17 protein-coding genes and 1 pseudogene are annotated in these 19,647 nt (G+C 71.7%); 12 read left to right on the forward strand and 6 right to left on the reverse strand.

What is annotated here, in order from left to right; genetic code table 11:
* Nucleotides 1-67 precede the first annotated feature (67 nt).
* Nucleotides 68-667, reverse strand: a complete 600-nt coding sequence (locus tag ACWEF2_RS22925; protein WP_453818247.1) for a PH domain-containing protein — start codon at nt 665-667, stop codon at nt 68-70.
* A 321-nt stretch (nt 668-988) separates the two neighbouring features.
* On the opposite strand from ACWEF2_RS22925, the gene ACWEF2_RS22930 reads away from it, so the two are divergent.
* The 9 genes and pseudogenes from ACWEF2_RS22930 to ACWEF2_RS22970 all read left to right on the forward strand — a co-directional run bounded on the left by ACWEF2_RS22930 (nt 989) and on the right by ACWEF2_RS22970 (nt 12,584).
* Nucleotides 989-1,993, forward strand: coding sequence for an ATP-binding cassette domain-containing protein (locus ACWEF2_RS22930; protein WP_453818249.1), 1,005 nt, complete (start codon nt 989-991; stop codon nt 1,991-1,993).
* Nucleotides 1,990-2,793: an ABC transporter permease gene (locus ACWEF2_RS22935; protein ID WP_453818251.1), complete on the forward strand. Its 804-nt coding sequence runs from the start codon at nt 1,990-1,992 to the stop codon at nt 2,791-2,793. The genes ACWEF2_RS22930 and ACWEF2_RS22935 overlap by 4 nt, the downstream gene beginning before the upstream one ends.
* Nucleotides 2,794-4,156: 1,363 nt before the next feature.
* Nucleotides 4,157-4,948, forward strand: a pseudogene (locus ACWEF2_RS22940) (SNF2 helicase-associated domain-containing protein); the annotation flags it as partial.
* A gap of 121 nt (nt 4,949-5,069) precedes the next feature.
* Nucleotides 5,070-6,170 carry a DEAD/DEAH box helicase gene (locus ACWEF2_RS22945; protein ID WP_453818253.1) on the forward strand — a complete coding sequence of 367 codons (1,101 nt, stop codon included), beginning with the start codon at nt 5,070-5,072 and terminating at the stop codon, nt 6,168-6,170.
* A 1-nt stretch (nt 6,171) separates the two neighbouring features.
* Nucleotides 6,172-6,387, forward strand: coding sequence for a hypothetical protein (locus tag ACWEF2_RS22950; RefSeq protein WP_453818255.1), 216 nt, complete (start codon nt 6,172-6,174; stop codon nt 6,385-6,387).
* 379 nt (nt 6,388-6,766) lie between these two features.
* Nucleotides 6,767-7,333 (forward strand): YbhB/YbcL family Raf kinase inhibitor-like protein, encoded by a 567-nt coding sequence (locus tag ACWEF2_RS22955; RefSeq protein WP_453818257.1) that lies wholly within the window; start codon nt 6,767-6,769, stop codon nt 7,331-7,333.
* A gap of 183 nt (nt 7,334-7,516) precedes the next feature.
* Nucleotides 7,517-9,031 carry a hypothetical protein gene (locus tag ACWEF2_RS22960; RefSeq protein ID WP_453818259.1) on the forward strand — a complete coding sequence of 505 codons (1,515 nt, stop codon included), beginning with the start codon at nt 7,517-7,519 and terminating at the stop codon, nt 9,029-9,031.
* A 74-nt stretch (nt 9,032-9,105) separates the two neighbouring features.
* A complete protein-coding gene (locus ACWEF2_RS22965; RefSeq protein ID WP_453818261.1) occupies nt 9,106-11,508 on the forward strand; it encodes a SulP family inorganic anion transporter in 2,403 nt (800 codons plus the stop codon).
* A 68-nt stretch (nt 11,509-11,576) separates the two neighbouring features.
* Nucleotides 11,577-12,584 carry an NAD-dependent epimerase/dehydratase family protein gene (locus tag ACWEF2_RS22970; RefSeq protein WP_453818263.1) on the forward strand — a complete coding sequence of 336 codons (1,008 nt, stop codon included), beginning with the start codon at nt 11,577-11,579 and terminating at the stop codon, nt 12,582-12,584.
* A gap of 49 nt (nt 12,585-12,633) precedes the next feature.
* On the opposite strand, the gene ACWEF2_RS22975 is transcribed toward ACWEF2_RS22970, so the two are convergent.
* Nucleotides 12,634-13,857 (reverse strand): CysS/YqeB C-terminal domain-containing protein, encoded by a 1,224-nt coding sequence (locus ACWEF2_RS22975; RefSeq protein WP_453818265.1) that lies wholly within the window; start codon nt 13,855-13,857, stop codon nt 12,634-12,636.
* A gap of 201 nt (nt 13,858-14,058) precedes the next feature.
* On the opposite strand from ACWEF2_RS22975, the gene ACWEF2_RS22980 reads away from it, so the two are divergent.
* Complete coding sequence (locus ACWEF2_RS22980) at nt 14,059-14,544, forward strand: hypothetical protein (RefSeq protein WP_453818267.1); 486 nt, start codon at nt 14,059-14,061, stop codon at nt 14,542-14,544.
* Between the two features lie 154 nt (nt 14,545-14,698).
* A complete protein-coding gene (locus tag ACWEF2_RS22985) occupies nt 14,699-15,166 on the forward strand; it encodes a hypothetical protein (RefSeq protein WP_453818269.1) in 468 nt (155 codons plus the stop codon).
* A gap of 185 nt (nt 15,167-15,351) precedes the next feature.
* Here the strand turns inward: ACWEF2_RS22985 and tsaD are convergent, their stop codons facing one another.
* The 4 genes from tsaD to ACWEF2_RS23005 form a co-directional block, all read right to left on the reverse strand.
* Nucleotides 15,352-16,368 carry a tRNA (adenosine(37)-N6)-threonylcarbamoyltransferase complex transferase subunit TsaD gene (tsaD, locus tag ACWEF2_RS22990; RefSeq protein WP_453818271.1) on the reverse strand — a complete coding sequence of 339 codons (1,017 nt, stop codon included), beginning with the start codon at nt 16,366-16,368 and terminating at the stop codon, nt 15,352-15,354.
* Nucleotides 16,369-16,733: 365 nt separating this feature from the next.
* Nucleotides 16,734-17,303, reverse strand: coding sequence for an STAS domain-containing protein (locus ACWEF2_RS22995; RefSeq protein WP_453818273.1), 570 nt, complete (start codon nt 17,301-17,303; stop codon nt 16,734-16,736).
* Nucleotides 17,304-17,374: 71 nt separating this feature from the next.
* Complete coding sequence (locus ACWEF2_RS23000; protein ID WP_453818275.1) at nt 17,375-17,527, reverse strand: hypothetical protein; 153 nt, start codon at nt 17,525-17,527, stop codon at nt 17,375-17,377.
* Nucleotides 17,528-18,345: 818 nt separating this feature from the next.
* Nucleotides 18,346-18,708, reverse strand: coding sequence for a hypothetical protein (locus tag ACWEF2_RS23005; RefSeq protein ID WP_453818277.1), 363 nt, complete (start codon nt 18,706-18,708; stop codon nt 18,346-18,348).
* 301 nt (nt 18,709-19,009) lie between these two features.
* On the opposite strand from ACWEF2_RS23005, the gene ACWEF2_RS23010 reads away from it, so the two are divergent.
* Nucleotides 19,010-19,582: a GNAT family N-acetyltransferase gene (locus ACWEF2_RS23010; RefSeq protein ID WP_453818279.1), complete on the forward strand. Its 573-nt coding sequence runs from the start codon at nt 19,010-19,012 to the stop codon at nt 19,580-19,582.
* The last annotated feature ends 65 nt before the right edge of the window (nt 19,583-19,647 follow it).

Genomic DNA, 19,647 nt, shown 5'->3' on the forward strand with positions numbered 1-19,647 from the left:
GCGGGAAACGGCTCGGGACCCGGGTCTCCGGCAGACGCGGGAAAGTGCGGGGACTGGGCCGGATCGGTCACGTCGCGTCGTCCCTCAGCTCCTCGGCCCGCCGGGCCAGCCCCTCGGCCAGGGCGGCCGCGACCTCGTAGTCGAGACCCTTGATCGTGGACGATCCCGCGTGGGACGCGGTACGGATCTCGACCGTGGCCAGTCCCAGGATCCGCTCGAACCAGCCCTGCGCCTTGTCGACCGTCTGGATCCGGCTGACCGGAACGAACGCCCACTCCCTGCTGATCCACCCCGAACGCGCGTAGACCACGTCCCCGCTGAGCTCCCAGCGGTGCACGGCGTAACGCCAGAACGGCTCGGCGATCGCGGCCGGGAGCACGAGCACCGTCATCAGCGCAGGCAACCACCAGATGTGACCGGACACCCAGCCGGGCAGCCAGGACCATCGGTCGCCGTCGATCCACCGCGCGAGAAGGAACGAGCCGCCGATCAGGACGGCGGACCAGAACAACTGCTCCAGCAGCCAGAGCGCGACGGCCTTACGGGAGACCCGGTTGGCGGGATCACGCAGCGGCACGCGGTCCCTCCCAAGGGCTCGGTCACCCACCCGGCCCACGGCCGTGGTCCCGTCCGGGGCGTTTCCGTCCTTGTTGGCGTGGTCTCTCACGCTGTCAGCCTAAAGGGTCCTGTCCCGGCGGGTGGGCTGTCGTGTACGGGGATCGTTTTCTCTCCGGGAGGGCGCAAGCCCCGCCGCACCGGGCGAACCGTCATGTGCCGGGATCCGTTCCCCTCCGGACAGGGCGGAAGCCCTGCCCCAGGCGGGCGGAGCGCGCGGTGCCGGTCCACCGGCGGATCGTTCCGGCCTCTTCCGGCCCCCTTCCGGCCCTCCTCGGGCCCCTCTCGGGCGGCCCTGTGATGCCGGCGGCGCCGAAAGTGTCGGTGGGGTCCGGCATCCTGGGCCGGAACGACGATAGAGAGGGCGTTGATCATGCGATATGCCATCCAGGCAGAGGGCCTGGTAAAGCGTTACGGCGAGACCGTCGCGCTCGACGGGGTCGACCTCGCCGTGCCACAGGGGCGGCTGCTGGGCGTGCTCGGGCCGAACGGCGCGGGCAAGACCACCGCCGTGCGGATCCTGGCGACCCTGCTCCGGCCCGACGGGGGCACGGCCTCGGTCGGCGGGTTCGACGTGATCCGGCAGGCCCACCAGGTGCGGTCGCTGATCGGCCTCACCGGGCAGTACGCCTCGGTGGACGAGATGCTCACCGGGGTGGAGAACCTGGTGATGATCGGCCGCCTGCTGGGCATGCCCAGAGCCGAATCCAGGCGGCGGGCCGCCGAGCTGCTGGAGCGGTTCGCGCTCTCGGACGCCGCCGGGCGGGCGGCCAAGACATATTCGGGCGGTATGCGCCGCCGTCTGGATCTCGCGGCGAGCCTGGTCGGGCGGCCGCAGGTGCTCTTCCTCGACGAACCCACCACCGGTCTCGACCCGCGCAGCCGTACCGAGCTGTGGAGCGTCGTGCGCGGCCTGATGGCCGACGGGGTGACGGTCCTGCTGACCACCCAATACCTTGAGGAGGCCGACCAGCTGGCCGATGACATCGTGGTCTTCGACCACGGCAGGGTGATCGCCTCGGGCACCTCCGACGAGCTGAAGGCGACCACGGGAGCGCAGATCCTGGAGGTCAGGCCGCTTCAGGCGGACCATCTGGAGCTGGTCGTCCAGGTCGTCTCCGACGTGGTCGGCATCTCTCCGGAGCTGAACGGCGGTAAGGCCGTGGTGCCGGTGCGCGACCCGGCGGTCCTGCCCGCCGTCGTACGGCGGCTCGACGAGCTCGGCGTCGTCGCCACCGAGCTGGCGCTGCGCAAGTCCAGCCTCGACGAGGTGTTCCTGGCCATCACCGGCCATCTGCCGCAGGACGGGCCCGCCTCGGAGGACGTCGAGGGCATGGCGGACACCGGAGCCACGGCGAAGGAGAAGACGTTCGCATGACCATCTCGACGGCCCTACCGGTCACGACCAGGCGCATCGGCCCGCTGACCACGGCGCAGCAGACCATGACGCTCGCCTGGCGCAGCCTGGTCCAGATCAAGCACAACCCGTGGGAGCTGCTCGACCTGAGCATCCAGCCCATTATGTTCCTGCTGCTGTTCACCTACGTGTTCGGCGGGGCGATCTCGGGGTCGACGGGTGACTATCTGCAGTTCGCCCTGCCGGGGCTCCTGGTGCAGAACGCCCTTTTCTACACGCTGTCCACCGCGATCGGCCTTAACACCGACATCACCAAGGGCGTGTTCGACAGGCTCAGGAGCCTGCCGATCGCCCGGACCGCGCCGCTGTCCGGGCGGATCATCGCCGACACCTTCAAGCAGGTGTGGGCGTTCGTTCTTCTCGTCGGTTTCGGCATGATCCTGGGATTCCGGGTGCAGACCAGTGTGGCCGGCGTGCTGGGCGCGCTGGCGCTGCTGGTGGTGGTCGCCCTGGCCATGTCGTGGATGTCGGTCCTGATCGGTCTGAAGGCGTCCAGCCCGGAGAAGGTGCAGATGATCGCCTTCTCGGCGATGATGCCGCTGACGTTCACCAGCAGCGCGCTGGTGAGTCCCGACACCTTCCCCGGCTGGCTGAGGACCTGGTCGAACGTCAACCCGGTCACCCATCTGGCCGACGCCATCCGCGGCCTGCTGATCGGCGGTGAGATCGCCGGGGCCTCACTCATCTCGCTGCTCTGGGCCGCCGGGTTCGCCGTGGTCTTCGCTCCGCTGGCGATCCGCGCGTTCCGCAGCCGCATCTAACCTGTCTGGAGGGCGGGAACGGCGAGGTCCGCGCGACCCGGCCACGACCGGGGCGGGCCAACGGGACAACGTGAACGGCCGGGAAGGCGGGAACGGCGACGTTCGCGTGGTCCGGCCGCGACCGGGGCGGCCCGGCGAAAACGGTGGGAACGGACGAGAACGGGGTGGTCGTGTGCTGGTGGTCCACGGCGCATGGGTGGACGGGCGGCTGGGAGTCTGGGCGGAGGACACCGCCCGCGGGGCCGTCCCGGCCTCGCGGGCCTCGCGGGCCGCGCTCCGCCCCCATCCGTTCGCGGCCCCGGCCACCACGCTGGCGGAGGCGCTTTGCGGGTCCGGCACGGACGGGACGGGTTCCACGGGGGCCCCGGCCGGTCCGGTGGCGGGGGCCAAGGAGCGCGAGCTGACCATCAGGCTGCCCGGTTCGGCCAGGGGCCCGCTGCCCTCTCCCGAGTCCGGCCTGGCGAGCCGTGCCCGGAGTCCGAGGATCCTCACCTGGCGCGTCCCCGCGCTGCTGCTCCCCCCGGCGGGCGCGCTCCACCTGCTCGGCGCCCTAACCGGTCCGGACACGGGCGTGGGCGTGAACGCGGAGACGGGCGGGGGGCGCTCCTGGCCGAGTGCCGACGACGAGGCGTCCGGAAACACCGGCAGACCCGAGTGGGGGCCGGGTCTGTCCCTCCGTTACCTCTCCGTGGTCGCCGAGCACGCGCGGAGCCTGGTGCGGCGTGGCCGCGTCCTGCCCGGGCTCGTCGTGGAGGACGGCGTCCCCGCGGCCCGATGGCGGCCCGTGCTCACCGGCGCCGACCGGGTCGCGTTGCGCGCGGTGGCAGCCGCGATGCCGCCGGTCTGCAGGGCCGTCTCCGAGGAGCGGCCGTCGGAGGAGGTGCTGACGGAGACGCTGAACGGCCTGGTGGACGGCGCGGCCCGGCTGTCGCTGCCCGACCGGCTCATCGTGGGCCAGCGGCCGGGGCTCAGAGCGCCCCTGCCCGACCGCTGGCTGTACGCGCTGACCGGTGAGGACGCCGCGCTTCCGGCCGGCAGGCCCGCCGAGGTGGCGGCGCTCGGCGACGCCCTCGACGGCTGGTCCGCCTCGGCGCACCAGCTGGACGGGCCGGTGCGGGCCTGTTTCCAGCTGATCGAACCCGTCCGGGACGGCGGTCCCTGGAGGGTGGAGTTCGGGCTCGCCCCCATCCCGGGGCACCCCTCGCTCACCTCCGCTCCAGGTCAGGCCTCGCCCGCTCCAGGCGCGGACCGCTCCCCACCGGCTCCCGCCGCCGGGTGCCCCTCGGCCTCTCCGGTGGCCGATTATCTGCCCGCCGACCGGATCCGCGCCGGGCAGCGGGCGCCCTGGCTGCCCGAACGGCCGATGGAAATCCTCCGTACCGACCTGGCGCGGGCCGTACGCCTCCACCCCGACCTGCACAGCGCGCTGCGCGACCCCGAGCCGACCGGTCTGACGGTCGAGACGGCCTGGGCGTTCTCCTTCCTGCGCAACGGCGCTCCGGCGCTCAGGGCCGCCGGGTACGGCGTGCGGCTGCCCGCCTGGACGGGACGCCAGGGGCTGGGGCTGAAACTGACCACGCGCGCGGTCACCGGCGGTGAGGACCTCGGCCTGGACGACCGGGTGAACGTCCGGCTGGACGTGGTCGTCGGCGATCACACGATCACCCCGGCGGAGTTGGCCGGGCTGGCCGGGCTCGGGATTCCGCTGATCCAGGTCCAGGGCCGGTGGGTGGAGCTGGACGATCGGCAGCTCAAGGCGGCGCTGGCGGTCGTCGAGCGGCACGGCGGGGGAGACAGGACCGTGGGCGAGGTGATCCGCGAGGTCGTGGAGGGGGGCGACGAGGAGCTGCCGCTGATCGCGGTGGACGCCGACGGCCTTCTCGGCGACCTCCTGTCCGGCGAGGCCGACCGCCGCCTCACCCCGGTCCGCGTACCCCGGGACCTGCGGGGGACGCTCCGCCCCTACCAGGAGCGCGGCCTGTCCTGGCTGAGCTTCCTGTCCGGGCTGGGGCTGGGCGGCGTCCTGGCCGACGACATGGGACTGGGGAAGACCGTCTCCACCCTCTCCCTGCTGCTGTCGGAGCGGGAGAGCGGCAGGCCCGGCCCGACGCTGCTGGTCTGCCCGATGTCACTGGTCGGCAACTGGCAGAAGGAGGCGGCCAGGTTCGCCCCCTCCCTGCGGGTCCACGTCCACCACGGCGGCACCCGTAAGCGGGACGACGAGCTGGCCTCGGCCGTACGGGGGGGCCGACCTGGTCGTCACCACCTACGGCACGGTGCTGCGCGACCTGGGGGCGCTGGCCGCCCTGGAGTGGGAGAGGGTGGTCTGCGACGAGGCTCAGGCGATCAAGAACAGTGCGACGCTGCAGTCGCGGGCGGTACGGTCGATTCCGGCCAGGACCCGGCTGGCGCTGACCGGCACCCCGGTGGAGAACCACCTCTCCGACCTCTGGTCGATCATGGAGTTCTGCAATCCCGGGCTGCTCGGTCCCGCCGTGCGGTTCCGGAGGCGTCACCAGGAGCCGATCGAGCTCCGGCGTGACGAGGACGCCACCGCGGCGCTGAAACGGGCCACCGGCCCGTTCGTGCTGCGGCGGCTCAAGACCGACCGATCCATCATCTCCGACCTTCCGGAGAAGCTGGAGATGAAGGTCTGGTGCACGCTCACCCCGGAGCAGGCCGAACTGTACGAGTCCGTGGTGAACGACATGCTGCACAGGATCGACGGCTTCCACGGCATCGAGCGGCGCGGCAACGTGATGGCCACGATGACCCGGCTCAAGCAGATCTGCAACCACCCCGCCCACCTGCTCAAGGACGGCTCGCGACTGGCCGGCCGCTCGGGGAAGCTGGCCAGGCTGGAGGAACTGGCCGCGGAGATCGTCGAGGAGGGGGACAAGGCGCTGATCTTCACCCAGTACACCGAGTTCGGCTCCCTCCTCCAGCCCTACCTGGCCGCCCTGCTGGACCGGCCGGTGCTGTGGCTGCACGGCGGGCTGTCGAAGAGCAGGCGTGAGGAGCTGGTGGAGCGGTTCCAGCGTGATGAGGAGCCGATGCTGTTCCTGCTGTCGTTGAAGACCGCGGGCACCGGCCTCAACCTGACCGCCGCGGGCCACGTGATCCACGTGGACCGGTGGTGGAATCCCGCGGTGGAGGACCAGGCGACCGACCGGGCCTTCCGGATCGGCCAGACGAAGAACGTCCAGGTCAGAAAGTTCATCTGCCTGGACACGCTGGAGGAGCGGATCGACGAGATGATCGAGGGGAAGAGGTCGCTCGCCGAGAGGGTGGTCGGCACCGGCGAGGACTGGATCGCGGGCCTGTCCACCGAGCGGCTGCGCGAGCTGTTGCGGCTCGGTCCCCTGGCGGTGAGCTGACATGGAGCCGGCCCGGACCGGGGACGTGCCGTTCGAGGAGCGGACGGCCGACTTCTACTCTCCCGGCGTCTCGCTGAGCCGGCTGCGGCCCGGGCCGGACGCGGCGGCCCCGTCGGACCTGCTGCTGCGGATGCTGGAACCGCCGCCGGTGAAGGTGCGGCACATCCCGCTCGTCGACCTGCTCAGAAGGCCCTACCGGGAGCTGGGCGGCGGGTAGGCCGCCGGGGCGCCGGTCTCTCCACCCGCTGGAGTCTTAAAGCGGGTGTTCCCCGCGGATCACAGTTTCGCGCGGAAACTCCGCGGCGGTCCCCCGGAGGGCCGGACGAGAGGCGCTCTTTCCACCGGACGCGGCGGCCGGGCGGGCGGCACAGGCCCGGCGGGCGCCGAGAAGCAGCAGGCAGAGACGGGCGGCCCCCGACCTCCGCGCCTCCACCCCGGCGGCGGATCCTCGGACCGCCGAGGACCGCGAAGCCGATCTACGTGTCCAACCTCACTCTCTCCATCTTCCGATTCTGTCCGATTCCCACATATTTCCCCGCCATGGAACCTTGCGATCCGGTCGGCGCATCTTCCAGACCCGCGTAGCATCATCGGGCATGGGGCAGCCGAACACGTCTACGCGCCGCCCGCGGCAGGCCGTCGGAACGGCACTGGCCGCGGCGTTCGTCGTCGTATCCTCAGGCTGCGGGATGGTGGGCAACTACACATCCGCCGACCGGCTGCACCTGGAGCCGATCAGCGTTTCGAGTCCCCGGCTGCGAGACGGGGCCCTCCTGCCGTCCGACTACTCGTGTGAGGGGTCGGTGGGCAACCCGCCGCTGCGCTGGTCGGGTGTTCCGGACAGCACCAAGTCGGTCGCGATCGTGGTCGACGGCAACTCACGCACCGGTGGAGAGGTGAACTGGGTCGTGTTCGACATCGACCCGCGCACCAACGAGGTGGCCGAGAGCAGCGTCCCTGTGGGGGCCGTGGAGGGGAGAACGACCAGCGGCAAGGTGGGATACGCCCCTCCGTGCCGCCCCCGGGAGAACTATCGTTTCACCGTCTACGCTCTCGACTCCAAGGTCGACCTCGCCAAGGGCGCCTCCCTCGACAGGACCTTGAAGAGCATCGCGGAGAAGACGATCGCCTGGGGACGCCTCGATACGACCCACATCCAGTGACAGGCCAAACACCGGAGGTAGTAATGGTTACCGATTCTTCACTTAGGGTGTGACAACGCTCATAGTGGTCCGACACAATCAGATCCAATGTCCGAGCGCAGGTGATGCAAGGGGGCAGGTCGCGTCGATGGCCGCGCGACCTCACCGGCGCCGCTGGAAGGCCATGGCCTTGAGGGTGGTGCAATGATCGCGGTCGTAGTAAGCCTGGTCGCCGTCGTGCTCCTCGTGCTCGTCGTCGTGGCACTGGGAATGCGGTCGATGAGCCGCAGGGAGAGCGCACTCCCCGCGGAACGCCTGCGCGAGATGGCGGAGAAGGAGGCGCAGACGCCTGCTCTGTCCATCGACGACTTCGCGACGCGTGAGCCGAAGATGAACCACTTCAGCCCTGACCTGACCCCGTTCGACGAGCCCAAGCCGCCCCGGCAGCCCCGGCCCGCGGGTTCACGCGGTAAACGCGGCGTGAACGAGTTCGGCGAGGCCGACGACTACGACGACGACTACTGGACGCGGCTCCAGGCCGACGAGGGCGGTTTCGGAGGGTCCCTGGCGGCCCGGATGGGCGCGAGCCGCCCCACAGGGCGGAACGACCGATCCCCGAAGGCCGACGCCGACGCGGTGACCATGCAGGCGCCGCTGCCGACCAGGCCGCAGCCGTCCCGGTCCGTGCCCGCCTCGGCACCCGTGCCGCCGTCCGCGACGCCCCGGCCCGCTGCGGCCGCAGCCTCCGCCTCGCCACCCCCGGGCCTGGCCGACCTGGTCGAGCCGGTTCAGCCGAACCCGGTTCCCACCTCCGCCCCGCTCGCCGAGCAGAAGACGGTCACCTTCGCGGCACCCACGCCCGGCGCCTTCGGCGAGGGTCGTACCCCGCGGTCGAGCTCCCGCCGGGGCGGTGGGCGCACCCCCGCCACCGGCGCCCCCTCCCGCCCCGACCCGCTGCCCTCGGCGCGCCCCGACCCGCTGAACGACCCGCTGAGCGGCTCCTACCCGCGCGGCACCGGTTCGACGCCCGCCCGGGGCCCCGCCCCCGCCCGAGGCACGACCGGCAGGGCTCCCGCCCCGGTCCCCGGCTCGGGAGCGCTCCCCCCGATGGGCCCCACCACCAGCGGCGGCTTTCCCGCCGCGCCGGGTGCCGGCCCACTCGCGGCACCGTACGGCGCCGGCGCCGCGCCCGAGCCGCCCAAGCCCGTCTCCGACAACCCCTGGGCCCGGGCCACCTCCCCCGCCTCCGGAGGCTGGCAGACGGCGAACACCGCCGACATACTGGACGATCCGGCGCCGTCCTACGACTCGTACCAGACCCCGGTGTACAACGGGCCGCCCGCCGCCTCCGCCTCCTACGAGGTGAGCTCCGGCTGGGCCACCATCGACGACGACGTCACCGGCCCGACCCCGGCGGTCTCCACCCCTACCGGCCCTTCCAGGACCGTCTCGCCCCGTGACGAGCGCCCGCGGACGGCTCCCAGGCCCGCCGGAGGCTACGGCTACGATCCCGCCCCGGCCACGCCCGCCTCCCCCGCGGCCTGGCCGGAGCCCGCCTCCGGCGGTGTCGAGGGCGGCACCCCGGCCTGGCCGACCTACGACGACCTCTACGGCAACGGCCCCGAAGTGGCCGCCACCCCTGACGGGTCGGGGCGCGGGAGCTCCCGGGGCAACCATCACCGGGCGCAGGATCCGGACTATCCCGATTATTACCGCTGATTTCCCTCCGGCCTCTGTAAAAAGGGTTCGGTAATCACTTAACGGCGAGGCTTCGACGACATACCGTCTCCTTCATGGGGACGGACACGAAGAGCGACAGAGAGATCACTACAAGCAACATCACGTCTGTGCTGCGGCACGACCTGCCCGCCTCCCTGGTGGTCTTCCTGGTGGCGGTGCCCCTCTCACTGGGCATCGCGGTCGCCTCGGGAGCACCACTGGTGGCCGGGCTCACCGCGGGTGTGATCGGCGGCGTGGTGGCGGGCCTGCTGGGCGGCTCCGTGGCGCAGGTGAGCGGGCCCGCCGCGGGACTCGCCCTGGTGGTCGCCGAGCTGGTCGCGACATACGGCTGGCGGGCGACCTGCACCATAACCCTGCTGGCGGGGGTCCTCCAGCTCCTTCTGGGAGCGGCCCGGGTCGCCCGGGCGGCGCTGGCGGTCTCCCCGGCCGTGGTCCACGGCATGCTGGCCGGGGTCGGGGTGGTGATCGCGCTGGCCCAACTGCACGTGGTGCTCGGCGGCAGACCACAGCGCTCCGCGGTCGAGAACCTGGTCGAACTGCCCGGGCAGATCGTCGACAACCACAGCCACGCGGTCTTCGCCGGCCTGCTCACCATCGCGGTCCTGATCGGCTGGACCCGCCTGCCCCAGCCGTTCCGGGCCGTCCCGGCACCGCTGGCCGCCCTGCTCGTCGCCTCGGTGGCCGCCATGGCGTTCAGCTGGGACGTCACCCGGGTCGAGCTGCCGACGGACCTGGGCGAGTGGGTCACGCCGGTCTGGCCTCAGGGCGACTGGCACGGGATCATCACGTCGGTGATGCTCGTGGCGCTGCTGGCCGGGGTGGAGTCGCTGCTCTGCGCGGTGGCCACCGACAAGCTGCACGACGGCCGCAGGTCCGATCTGGATCGGGAGCTCACCGCCCAGGGCGTGGCCAACCTGGTGAGCGGCGCGATGGGCGGGCTGCCGATCGCCGGGGTCGTCGTGCGCAGCACCACCAACATCCGCGCCGGAGCCCGCAGCCGCTGGTCCACGGTCCTGCACGGTGTCTGGATCCTCGTGTTCGCCGTCTTCCTGGGATGGATGATCGCGCTGATCCCGATGGAGGCTCTGGCCGCCCTGCTGATCTTCATCGGCGTCCAGATGGTCAACATGGGACATCTCCGTAACCTGCGCGGCCACGGGGAGATACCGATCTACCTCGTCACCATGGCCGGAGTCGTGCTGATGGGACTCGCCGAGGGCATCCTGTTCGGCCTCGGCCTCGCCGCGCTGTCGGCGCTGCGCCGCCTCACCTGGGTGACCATACGGGCCAGGCCCGAGTCCGACGGGCGCTGGCACGTGCTGATCGGCGGTTCGCTGACCTTCCTGGGCGTGCCCAGGATCACCTCGGAACTGCACGCCATCCCGGCCGGGGCCGCGGTGGAGCTGGATCTGAACATCGACTTCATGGACAACGCGGCCTTCGAGGCCATCCACACCTGGCGGCACGACCACGAGCGAGGCGGCGGCACCGTGGACATCGACGAGATCCACGACGAGTGGTACGCCATGGCCGCCAGCGGCTCCCGGATGTTCCCCGCCAAGTCACCGCCCAGGGCACCGGACCGCTGGTGGCTGCCCTGGGCCCACCGGGGGCGGGGACGGCCGACGCTCCCGAGTCCGCCGGTCCACGGCACCCAGGCCCACGCTCCCCCGGGCCAGGATCTCCGTGTTCCCGGCTTCGCGGTCCTGGACTCCGACGTCCCGGTCCGGCACGCGCCGGGTGAGGAGGAGCCCACCGTATCGACCGGCCACACGGCGACGGACACCTGCCTCGCCGCACCCGCCCGGCCGGTGCCGGAACAGCATGATCCCGCCATACCGGATCTGCTCGCCGGGGCGCGGGAGTTCCACCGGCGTACGGCTCCGCTGGTCCGCCCGTTCCTGCACGCGATGGCCCGTAAACAGGAACCCTCACACCTCTTCATCACCTGCGCGGACTCCCGGATCGTGCCCAACCTGATCACCGCCAGCGGCCCCGGAGACCTGTTCACCGTGAGGAACATCGGCAACCTGGTCCCCCGCCAGGGCTCGGTGCCGCCGGACGACTCGGTGACGGCCGCGATCGAGTACGCCACCGGCGCGCTCAACATCCGGACCATCACGGTCTGCGGTCACTCCGGCTGCGGGGCCATGGCCGCGCTGCTCAGCGGTGACGAGAAGGAAACGGATCTGCCCGCGCTCGGCAGGTGGCTGCGCCACGGCCACCACAGTCTGGCGCGTTTCGTCACCACCGAGAGCGACGGCACCGACGACGGCCGGCTGGATCGCCTCTGCCGGGTCAACGTGATCCAGCAGCTGGAGAACCTGCGGACCCACCGGCGGGTGGACCGGCTCGTCCGTGCGGGACGCCTGGAGTTGGTGGGCCTCTACTTCGACATCGCCACCGCCAGGATCCACGTCCTGCGGCAGCCGCCGGTCACGCTCAATCCGCTCTGAGCGGACCGCTTCCGCCACGGGTGAAAGCTCATGGTGTCCCTCGGGGGTGGAGCGAACAATGAGGCCCCATGAGAACTCTGGTTATCGGCGGCTCGGTCTTCCTCGGCCGGGCGATCGTCGAGGAGGCGCTGCGGCGCGGGCACGAGGTCACCACGTTCAACCGGGGCAGGAGCGGCGTCGACCTGCCCGGCGTCGAGGCGGTCAGGGGAGACCGAGAGGTCTCCGAGGACCTGACCCGCCTCGTCGACGGCCGGGAGTGGGACGCCGTGGTCGACGTCTGTGGATACGTCCCCCGGGTGGTCGGCGCGTCGGTGCGCGCCCTGAACGGCAGGGCGCGCACCTACGCGTTCATCTCCAGCATCTCGGCCTGCGCCGACTGGCCGGGAGCACCGGCCGACGAGAGCTCACCCCGATTCGAGTGCGCCCCGGACGCCGGACCCGAGGACGGAGACTACGGCACGCTCAAGGCGGGCTGCGAGCGCGCGGTGGAGCAGGGCTTCGACGGCAACGCCCTGATCATCGAGCCGGGTCTCATCCTGGGCCCGCATGAGAACGTCGGCCGGCTGCCCTGGTGGCTCACCCGGATCGCCAGGGGCGGGCGGGTCCTCGCCCCCGGCAGCCCGGACGTGGCGATGCAGGTCATCGACGCGCGCGACATCGCCGCCTTCACCCTGACCCAGGCGGAGGCGGGGGTGAACGACCGGTTCTTCACCAGCGGGGTACAGGGCAACATCACTTACGGCGACTGGCTGGCGGAGTGCCGCACCGTGACGGGCTCCGACGCCGAGTTCGTCTGGGTGAAGGACCGGTTCCTGCTGGAGCGGGAGGTCCGGCCCTGGACCGAGCTGCCGCTCTGGGCTCCCGACGACCCCGGCTCCGCCGGCGTCTGGCTGCCCTCGTCGGCGAAGGCCCACGCGGCCGGGCTGCGTGGGCGTCCCGTCGCCGAGACGGTCCGCGACACCTGGGCCTGGCTCCGCGACATCCCCGAGGCGGAGCGTTCCTTCGGCAAGCACGGCATCGGCGGGCACGGCATCGACCCGGAGAAGGAGGCCAGGCTGCTGGCGGAGTGGGCGTAGCCCGCTCGATGGGGACTGGACGGGCCGGAAACGGCCGACCAGGCGCCGGTCATCCGGCGGGGCGCGCGCCGGAGCGGGGGCGGACGGTCCAGCGGTGGCCGTGCGGGGTGTCCTCCACCGCCACGCCTCCGGCGGCGAGTGCCCGGCGCAGCGCGTCGGCGACCTCGTATCCGCCCCGCTGCCGCAGGCGAGCGCGGAGCGCGAGCAGGGGTTCCACCAGGGGGGCGAACCGATCACGGGGGTCCCCGAGGCCGGCCAGGCTTCCAAGCCTGATGATCAGATGCCGGAGCGCCTCGCGGGCCTGGTCGACTCCGCCCTCGTCCTCCTCGGTGTCGGCGGCCCAGCCGGTGATCTCCGCCTCCAGGTCGAGTACGGCCTGCGTGGCGGCGGCGCCGTCGTGTTCGCCGAGGGCGGCGTCGAAGCGTCGCTCACACGTACGGACGACCTCGCCGAGCGGCATCCGGCCGGGGAGGGACGGCGTCGCGGCCGGGGAGGGCACCGGGAGAGATCCGGCGTCGCCCCCCTCGGCCAGGCGGCGGAGTTCGGCCAGGCTGGACACCGTCCCTGTGGGGAGCACCGTCTGCCGGTCCAGGCGGCGCACCGTCAGGCCGCCGCGCCCCGCCACCTGAACGGCCCCGGTGCGCAGGTCGAACAGGACGGCCGTGTGCTCGTCGATGCCGAGCACCGCCGCGCCCGGAGGCAGCTCACGCTCCATGGCGGCCAGCCGCCGCTCCCCGAGATAGCAGTAGCGCGTGTCGTGGGTGCCACCCTCGGCGTTGTCGTAGTGCGGGATCACCACGGCCCTGACGCCGAGGGGGCCGAGCAGATCCAGGCCGTCGCGCCAGTGCGGCTCGGCCCCCACCTTGTAGATCTCGTAGACCGGGATCGCCGCGATGCCCGCCGTACAGGCCGCGGCCGAGGCCAGGACCGTCACCCCGCCCCCGGTGCGGACGCGGGCCCGTAGCGCGCCCGCCACCGGGGTCGCCGTCCAGCGGTCGAGCGCGAAGGTCGGGCTGCCGGGGCCGGAGAACACCCAGTCCGCCTCGCCGATCTCGGCCCGGACCTCGACGGTCAGGCCGACGCTGCGGGCGAAGTATCGCCGTGCCCGGGAGGAGATGTCCGCGACGTTCTCCTGGAATGCGTAGGGGGTGTCGAGCAGCACCGCCCTGGGCCGGGGGCCGAGCCGCCGGGCGACCGAGCGGTGAACCTCAACCATGGTCGGGCTCGTCTCGCCCGACCCCATCAGCACCAGCATCCCGGGCCTTTCCGGCATCGCGTTCCACCTCTCCGTTGTGTGTCCCCGACGGCTCAAGCCATACATGGGAAGGGCTTCGCGGCAATACCGCTGATGCGAGAGAGGCGCTCCTGCATACTGTTCGCAGATGGAGAGGCCGATCCGAGCACAACGGGACGTGATGTGAGAGACCAGACTGCCCCTCTGGCCCCGATTTCGGTAGAGGTTCTGCCTCTTCGGGTGAATCTGGATGGCGGCTGGTCCTACCGGCGGCTCGTCACCCCGCTCCTGCGGGGGGAGAGCCCGGACGAGGCCGCCCGCCGGGTCTGCGGTATCCCGTGCGGAGCGTCGTCCACCGTGGTCCACTCCACCAGCTGGCGCTACCGGCCCGAGGGGCAGGTCGTGCTGACCTACGCGGTCTGCCCCGACCCCGCCGTCCAGACCCCCGCCGTCGAACTGCCCGCCGTCCGGGTGGCCAGGGGCGACACCCCGGCCACTCCCTCCCCCAAGGATCTCGGCGTCGAGAGCGTCGTCGCGCACGCCATCCACCACCTGGCGTTCCTCATGACCACCGACCCGGTCGTACACGACGCGCTCGGGCAGATCCCCGCCATCGCGATGGCGTTGGAGGGACTCTCCCCGGCCCCCGCGGGCAAGCTCGGCCCCCGTCCCACCGGACTCGGCGGCCGTCCCGCCGGAGAGGACACCCCGGCCGCCTCCCGCTGAGGCCGGACCACACGGTCAGGTCGTCGCAGACGATCCCACGTTGCAAGCGATCCCAAGCCGTCTGCAAGCCCGCTGATCTATCTCTTGATGTGCACAAAAGTCCTGCGATGTGCAGATGTGCACCGGAAAAGCACCGTCTTCGGGAGAGAGAATCATGCGTGGCGCCCTTCGCCCCCTGCTCGGACTCACCATCGCCACCACCCTGGGGCTCGGCCTGCCGGCGGCGACGGCCTCCGCCGCCGTGACCGCCTCGGGGACATCCGCCGCGACAGCCGGGACGGCCACGGCCGAAACCTGGCACTGGGGACCGACCACCTCCACGGACACCAAGGGCTGGGCCGGGGGCGTCATCAAGAGCACCGGATCGGGCCTGCGGATCTCCGGCGACCTGTACGACGCCGGAGGCGCGCGCACCTGCTCGTGGCTGAAGATCAAATGGCTCACGGATCGGGGGAGGTACCGCGTGGCGACCTTCAAGAACTGCTCCCGGTCGTCCACCCTCTCCTTTCGGGTGAACGCCGGATACATGCTGTCCTCCCAGGCCAAGGTCTGCCGCGGCACGTCCGTCCGGATCACCGGCAGATGCTCCGGCTGGGAGGGTGTCTGGTCCCAGGGCGGCTGAGCCGGAGCCACCCGCCGCGCCGCGCGCGGGTGCCGGGCAGGTCGGCCCGGACCTGGCGCCGGACCTGGCGCCGGGCCTGGCGCCGGGCCTGGCGCCGGGCCTGGCGCCGGCCTGCGCCGTGCGCGGGTGTCGAGCAGGTGAGCGGCGAGACCGCCGGAGCCGTACGCCCCCGCTGTACGCGGGCGTCAGTCCTTCCGCGGGAGGGCGGCGCGCAGCAGCGGCGCCGACGGGTCCACGGACAGGGTGAGCGAGCAGGCCGGCTCTCCGGCCTCGTGCAGCAGGCCACCGACGGCGGCGATCATCGCACCGTTGTCGGTGCACAGCCTGGGCGACGGGATCCTCAGCTCCACTCCCGCCCGGGCGCAGCGTTCGGCGGCCAGCTCTCGCAGGCGGGCGTTGGCGGCCACCCCTCCGACGACGACCAGCGTGCCGACACCGTGGTCACGGCAGGCGGCGACGGCCTTGCGGGTCAGCACGTCCACCACCGCCTCCTGGAAGGACGCCGCCACGTCTGCCACCGAGACCGGCCCGCGCTCCACGTGCCGGGCCACGGCCGCCTTCAGCCCGGAGAAGGAGAAGGCGTAGCCGCCGGGCATGGCGCGGGGAAAGGCGATCGCGCGCGGATCCCCCTCCAGCGCCACCCGGCTCACGGCGGGACCTCCGGGGTACGGCAGGCCGAGCAGCCGGGCGACCTTGTCGAACGCCTCCCCCGCCGCGTCGTCACGGGTGTCGCCCAGGTGCACGATGGGGTCACGGGCCAGGTCGTCCAGGAGCAGCAGCGAGGTGTGACCGCCTGAGACGATCAGCGCGACGCACCGGACGGGCAGCGGGCCATGCTCCAGGGTGTCGGCCGCGACGTGCCCGGCCAGGTGGTGCACACCGTACAGCGGCACATTCCAGGCCAGCGCGAACGCCTTGGCCGCGGCCACTCCGGTCTGCAGCGCGGTGGCCAGTCCCGGACCCGCGGTGACCGCGATCGCGTCCACGTCGGAGGGGGTCAGCCCGGAGTCGGCGAACGCCTTTCTCACGCACGGCACCAGCGATTCGAGATGGGCCCGCGCGGCGATCTCCGGCACCACCCCGCCGAACCGCGCGTGCTCCTCCATGCTGGAGGCGAGCGCCTCCCCGGCAGGCAGGCCGTCGGCGACGATGCCGACCCCGGTCTCGTCACACGACGTCTCGATCCCGAGCACCACCGCCATGCCACACCCCTCTATTGCACATGATTTGCAACTGAGAGTATATGGCGCCGCAAGTCGCCGCCCGGGGCGTCGGCCTGGACCACCCCGTCCTGTCCGGGTGACCCCCGCACTGTTCGGCCGGAGATGACGGTGGATCCTGTCGGGCAGAGAGGGCGGCGGACCTTGAGACGTTCGACTCAAGGCCCCCGGCGAGGTCGAGGTGGATCGAACTCGTACCCCCACGGCGGGACCGCGTCTGGGACGCGGCGGCATGGGCGATCCGCCACACGTAAACACCACCCCGCGGCCACACCCGGCCGTCGATTCTTCGCCCAGCTCAACCCTCTGACCGTCCGCGACCTTCCCGCGGAACGGGACCTACCTCGTCAGCACGGTGCGAGACGGTCCTGAGCAGTGGGCGGCACCGGATTCGCCTTGCCGAAAGCGGCGGGCAGGGCCGGTACGGCGGCTCGGGCCGGGACTCGGAGCCAGGTGATGGCGCCCGTCACCGAATCTCCGCCGACCCGGGCGTGCCCAACCCAGCCGCCGCGCTGCGGCGACCTGCCGCTCCCCTGCCGGCGCCACGCGATGGCCGCGGCGAGGGTGGGATAGATGGTCAGACCTCGGTCCAGGCCGGTGAGGCGCAGGACCTTCATCATCTGGGGCTGAGGGCCTGCCAGACGGAGGGAGACGCCGGCGATCCGGGCACGGCGGTATGTACCGACCAGGAGGGCCAGCCCGGAGGCGTCGCAGAAGGACACCCCGGAAAGGTCGATGATCAGCTGCTGATGAGGTCCCGTGGTCGCGCTCAGCGCGGCGTTGAGCCGTTCACGCAGGACGGACGTGGTGGCGATGTCCATCTCGCCGACGAGCGCGAGAATGTCAGGGGCGGAGCCGACGGAGTTCGCCGGGCCGGTGAGGCCCGGGCGAATATCCAGAGTCGGGGCAGGGTTCATGGTGAAACTCCGTTGTTCGAGAATTGTCGGGGTTGCGCGGCCGAGCGGAGTCGTCGCGCGGAAGTGATCGGTCAGGACGGCTGAACGGCCGAGGCTCGGCCCGAGCACAGCTCACGGCGGGCGGCGCGGCGCGGCGTGCGATCGAGGCGGAGCCGTAGGGTGGGCGGCTCGACCGGCGGGGCGGCGAGAGGCGGCTGCGGGATGAGGAACTGGTTCGGCGTCATGATCGCCGGCCCCTCTCGGCCCACATGCGGGGCCGTCATGGTGAAAAACCGGGGGCGACACCAACTCGACCGTCAGCGTGCGGAAAGTCCGCGGTATCTCCAGTGTACTCGCCAACGCCCCGATCGGCGGGCCGCGAACACTCCCGGTCACCTTCCGAACGCATCCGCCGACCACCCCCCACGGTCGGCCCGGCGGGGCCACGGCTCCCGGTGAAGAGCGAAACCCCCTCTCACCCGCCCTTCACCGGCCGCTTCGACCGGCTCCGGACCTCCGGTCCCCCCTTCCGTCTTCGACCCTCATCACAGAAAGCGGCCGGGGCGGCACCCCGGCAAGCGGTACCGCCCCGACACGTCCACCCGATGGGTTACCTCCACCGCGCCACCGATCCCCCATCCGGCGGTTGATCCCCGCTCCGCGTGGCCCCCCGTACACCCATTGCCCTGCCGCACGGCTCAGAAGAACCTGCCACCCGCGCCCTGCCACGCCGGCTCAAAGGGTCCCGCTCGCCCACGCCCTGCCGCGTTGGCCAAGGGGGCCTGTCGCCATGCCCTGCCGTACGGGCGGATTCACGGGGGCTTGTCACTCGCGGCTCGGGCGCTTACGGCTCCTCGACGACCGATCCTCGCGGATCCCGAACATCACATCCCGCAGACCGAACGCCGCCGCCTATCCCATCCCGTCTCGCCCTGCTTCAGATCAAAAGCACTCGTCTGTCATGTGTCTCACAGAAGTCCGACGGAGAGGGCTTCCGTGTCCCGGGGACCCACCGCTGCGACGATCCCCGGGATCAAGGAGACGTAGCGAGACTCTCCGCCCGTTACCTGCGCCTGAGGGACGGCTTGGCCTTGCTGCCGGCCGTCTCGAACCTCAGGGACGAGCCTCCGGTCACGACCGAGACCTCGTTGACGCCGCCGCTCCGCGCGACCACGCGAACGTTGACCGGCGTGCCGCGCTGCGGCTGCACGCTGAATGACCGGCTCTTGCCCCTGGCCACCTCCCGGCATGTGCCGCCGAGGTTGTCGGTGACGCAGATCGTGGCGTCGTAGTTGGCCTTGTGGGTGACCGTGACGGTCACGTTCTGCGCGGCGGAGGCGCCGGCAGAGGGGGCCAGGCCGAAACCGAGGGCGCCGGTGACGCCGATGATCGCCGCCGCGGTGGCCACGCGAGTCTTGACGGACATGATGCTCTCCCGTTTCTCAGTATCTTGCGGACGAACAGGGGTACGGGAGCCTCAGCGCCAAAGGTTCAATCGCCGAATGTGCACAATTACCAATACGCCTTCCCCGGCCTTCATCGCCCGGCCGACGCCCCGTCGCCATCACCCTCTCCAGGCCCCAGCGGCCCCCGCCACAGCGCGCCCTCCGCTCGAAAACCCGCCGCACGACAACGCCGACCGCCTGGCCCGTTCCATTCGCCGTTACGGCATCCCGCTGTCGGAGAACCAGAGGCCGGCTTGATCAATCTCAAGGCATCATGGGACGGTGTCTCCTTCTGTCTCACCGGTCGTCCTCGCCGGTCGCATCAACAGGAACGCCCAGCCGGTCCTCAGGGCCGACGAACTGACCTTGCGGCCCTGGCTTCCCTGCGACGCCCCCGCCGTACTCCAAGCCTTCAGTGATCCGGCCATTCAGCGCTGGCACCGGCAGGTCATGACCTCCGAGAGGGAGGCACTGGCCTGGATCGGCCAGTGGCCTGACCGCTGGCAGGCCGAAAGGGACGCCTGCTGGGCCGTCACCCGTGCCGCCGAAGTGCTCGGGCGTGTCTCACTGCGCGCCATCAGCCTCGCCGCGGGCATCGCCCAGCTCACCTACTGGATGCTGCCCGCCGCACGCGGTCTCGGCGTCGCGCCCCGCGCCGCCGAACAGGTCGCCCGCTGGGCTTTCGAGACGGGAATTCACCGGCTGGAACTCCACCACTCGGTCGCCAACACCGCCTCGTGCCGGGTGGCGGACAAGCTCGGCTTCTCCCTGGAAGGCACCCTGCGCAGCGCGCTCCTCCACCAGGACGGATGGCACGACGTGCATCTGCACGCCCAGGTCGCGGACGACAGGTGAGGCCCGAGGGAGACGCTTCCACCATCCAGAATCGTTGATCACATTGTCGCGCCCTCAGGGAGCAG

This window comes from Streptosporangium sp. NPDC004631 (assembly GCF_053601935.1).

Bases quoted from the DNA above. Each gene is read 5' to 3' on its own strand.
- ACWEF2_RS22975 (WP_453818265.1), bottom strand. From the start codon at position 13,857: ATGCCGGAAAGGCCCGGGATGCTGGTGCTGATGGGGTCGGGCGAGACG.
- ACWEF2_RS22970 (WP_453818263.1), top strand. From the start codon at position 11,577: ATGAGAACTCTGGTTATCGGCGGCTCGGTCTTCCTCGGCCGGGCGATC.
- tsaD (WP_453818271.1), bottom strand. From the start codon at position 16,368: ATGGCGGTGGTGCTCGGGATCGAGACGTCGTGTGACGAGACCGGGGTC.
- ACWEF2_RS22960 (WP_453818259.1), top strand. From the start codon at position 7,517: ATGATCGCGGTCGTAGTAAGCCTGGTCGCCGTCGTGCTCCTCGTGCTC.
- ACWEF2_RS23005 (WP_453818277.1), bottom strand. From the start codon at position 18,708: ATGTCCGTCAAGACTCGCGTGGCCACCGCGGCGGCGATCATCGGCGTC.
- ACWEF2_RS23000 (WP_453818275.1), bottom strand. From the start codon at position 17,527: ATGACGCCGAACCAGTTCCTCATCCCGCAGCCGCCTCTCGCCGCCCCG.
- ACWEF2_RS22935 (WP_453818251.1), top strand. From the start codon at position 1,990: ATGACCATCTCGACGGCCCTACCGGTCACGACCAGGCGCATCGGCCCG.
- ACWEF2_RS22955 (WP_453818257.1), top strand. From the start codon at position 6,767: ATGGGGCAGCCGAACACGTCTACGCGCCGCCCGCGGCAGGCCGTCGGA.
- ACWEF2_RS22965 (WP_453818261.1), top strand. From the start codon at position 9,106: ATGGGGACGGACACGAAGAGCGACAGAGAGATCACTACAAGCAACATC.
- ACWEF2_RS22950 (WP_453818255.1), top strand. From the start codon at position 6,172: ATGGAGCCGGCCCGGACCGGGGACGTGCCGTTCGAGGAGCGGACGGCC.
- ACWEF2_RS22930 (WP_453818249.1), top strand. From the start codon at position 989: ATGCGATATGCCATCCAGGCAGAGGGCCTGGTAAAGCGTTACGGCGAG.
- ACWEF2_RS22985 (WP_453818269.1), top strand. From the start codon at position 14,699: ATGCGTGGCGCCCTTCGCCCCCTGCTCGGACTCACCATCGCCACCACC.
- ACWEF2_RS22995 (WP_453818273.1), bottom strand. From the start codon at position 17,303: ATGAACCCTGCCCCGACTCTGGATATTCGCCCGGGCCTCACCGGCCCG.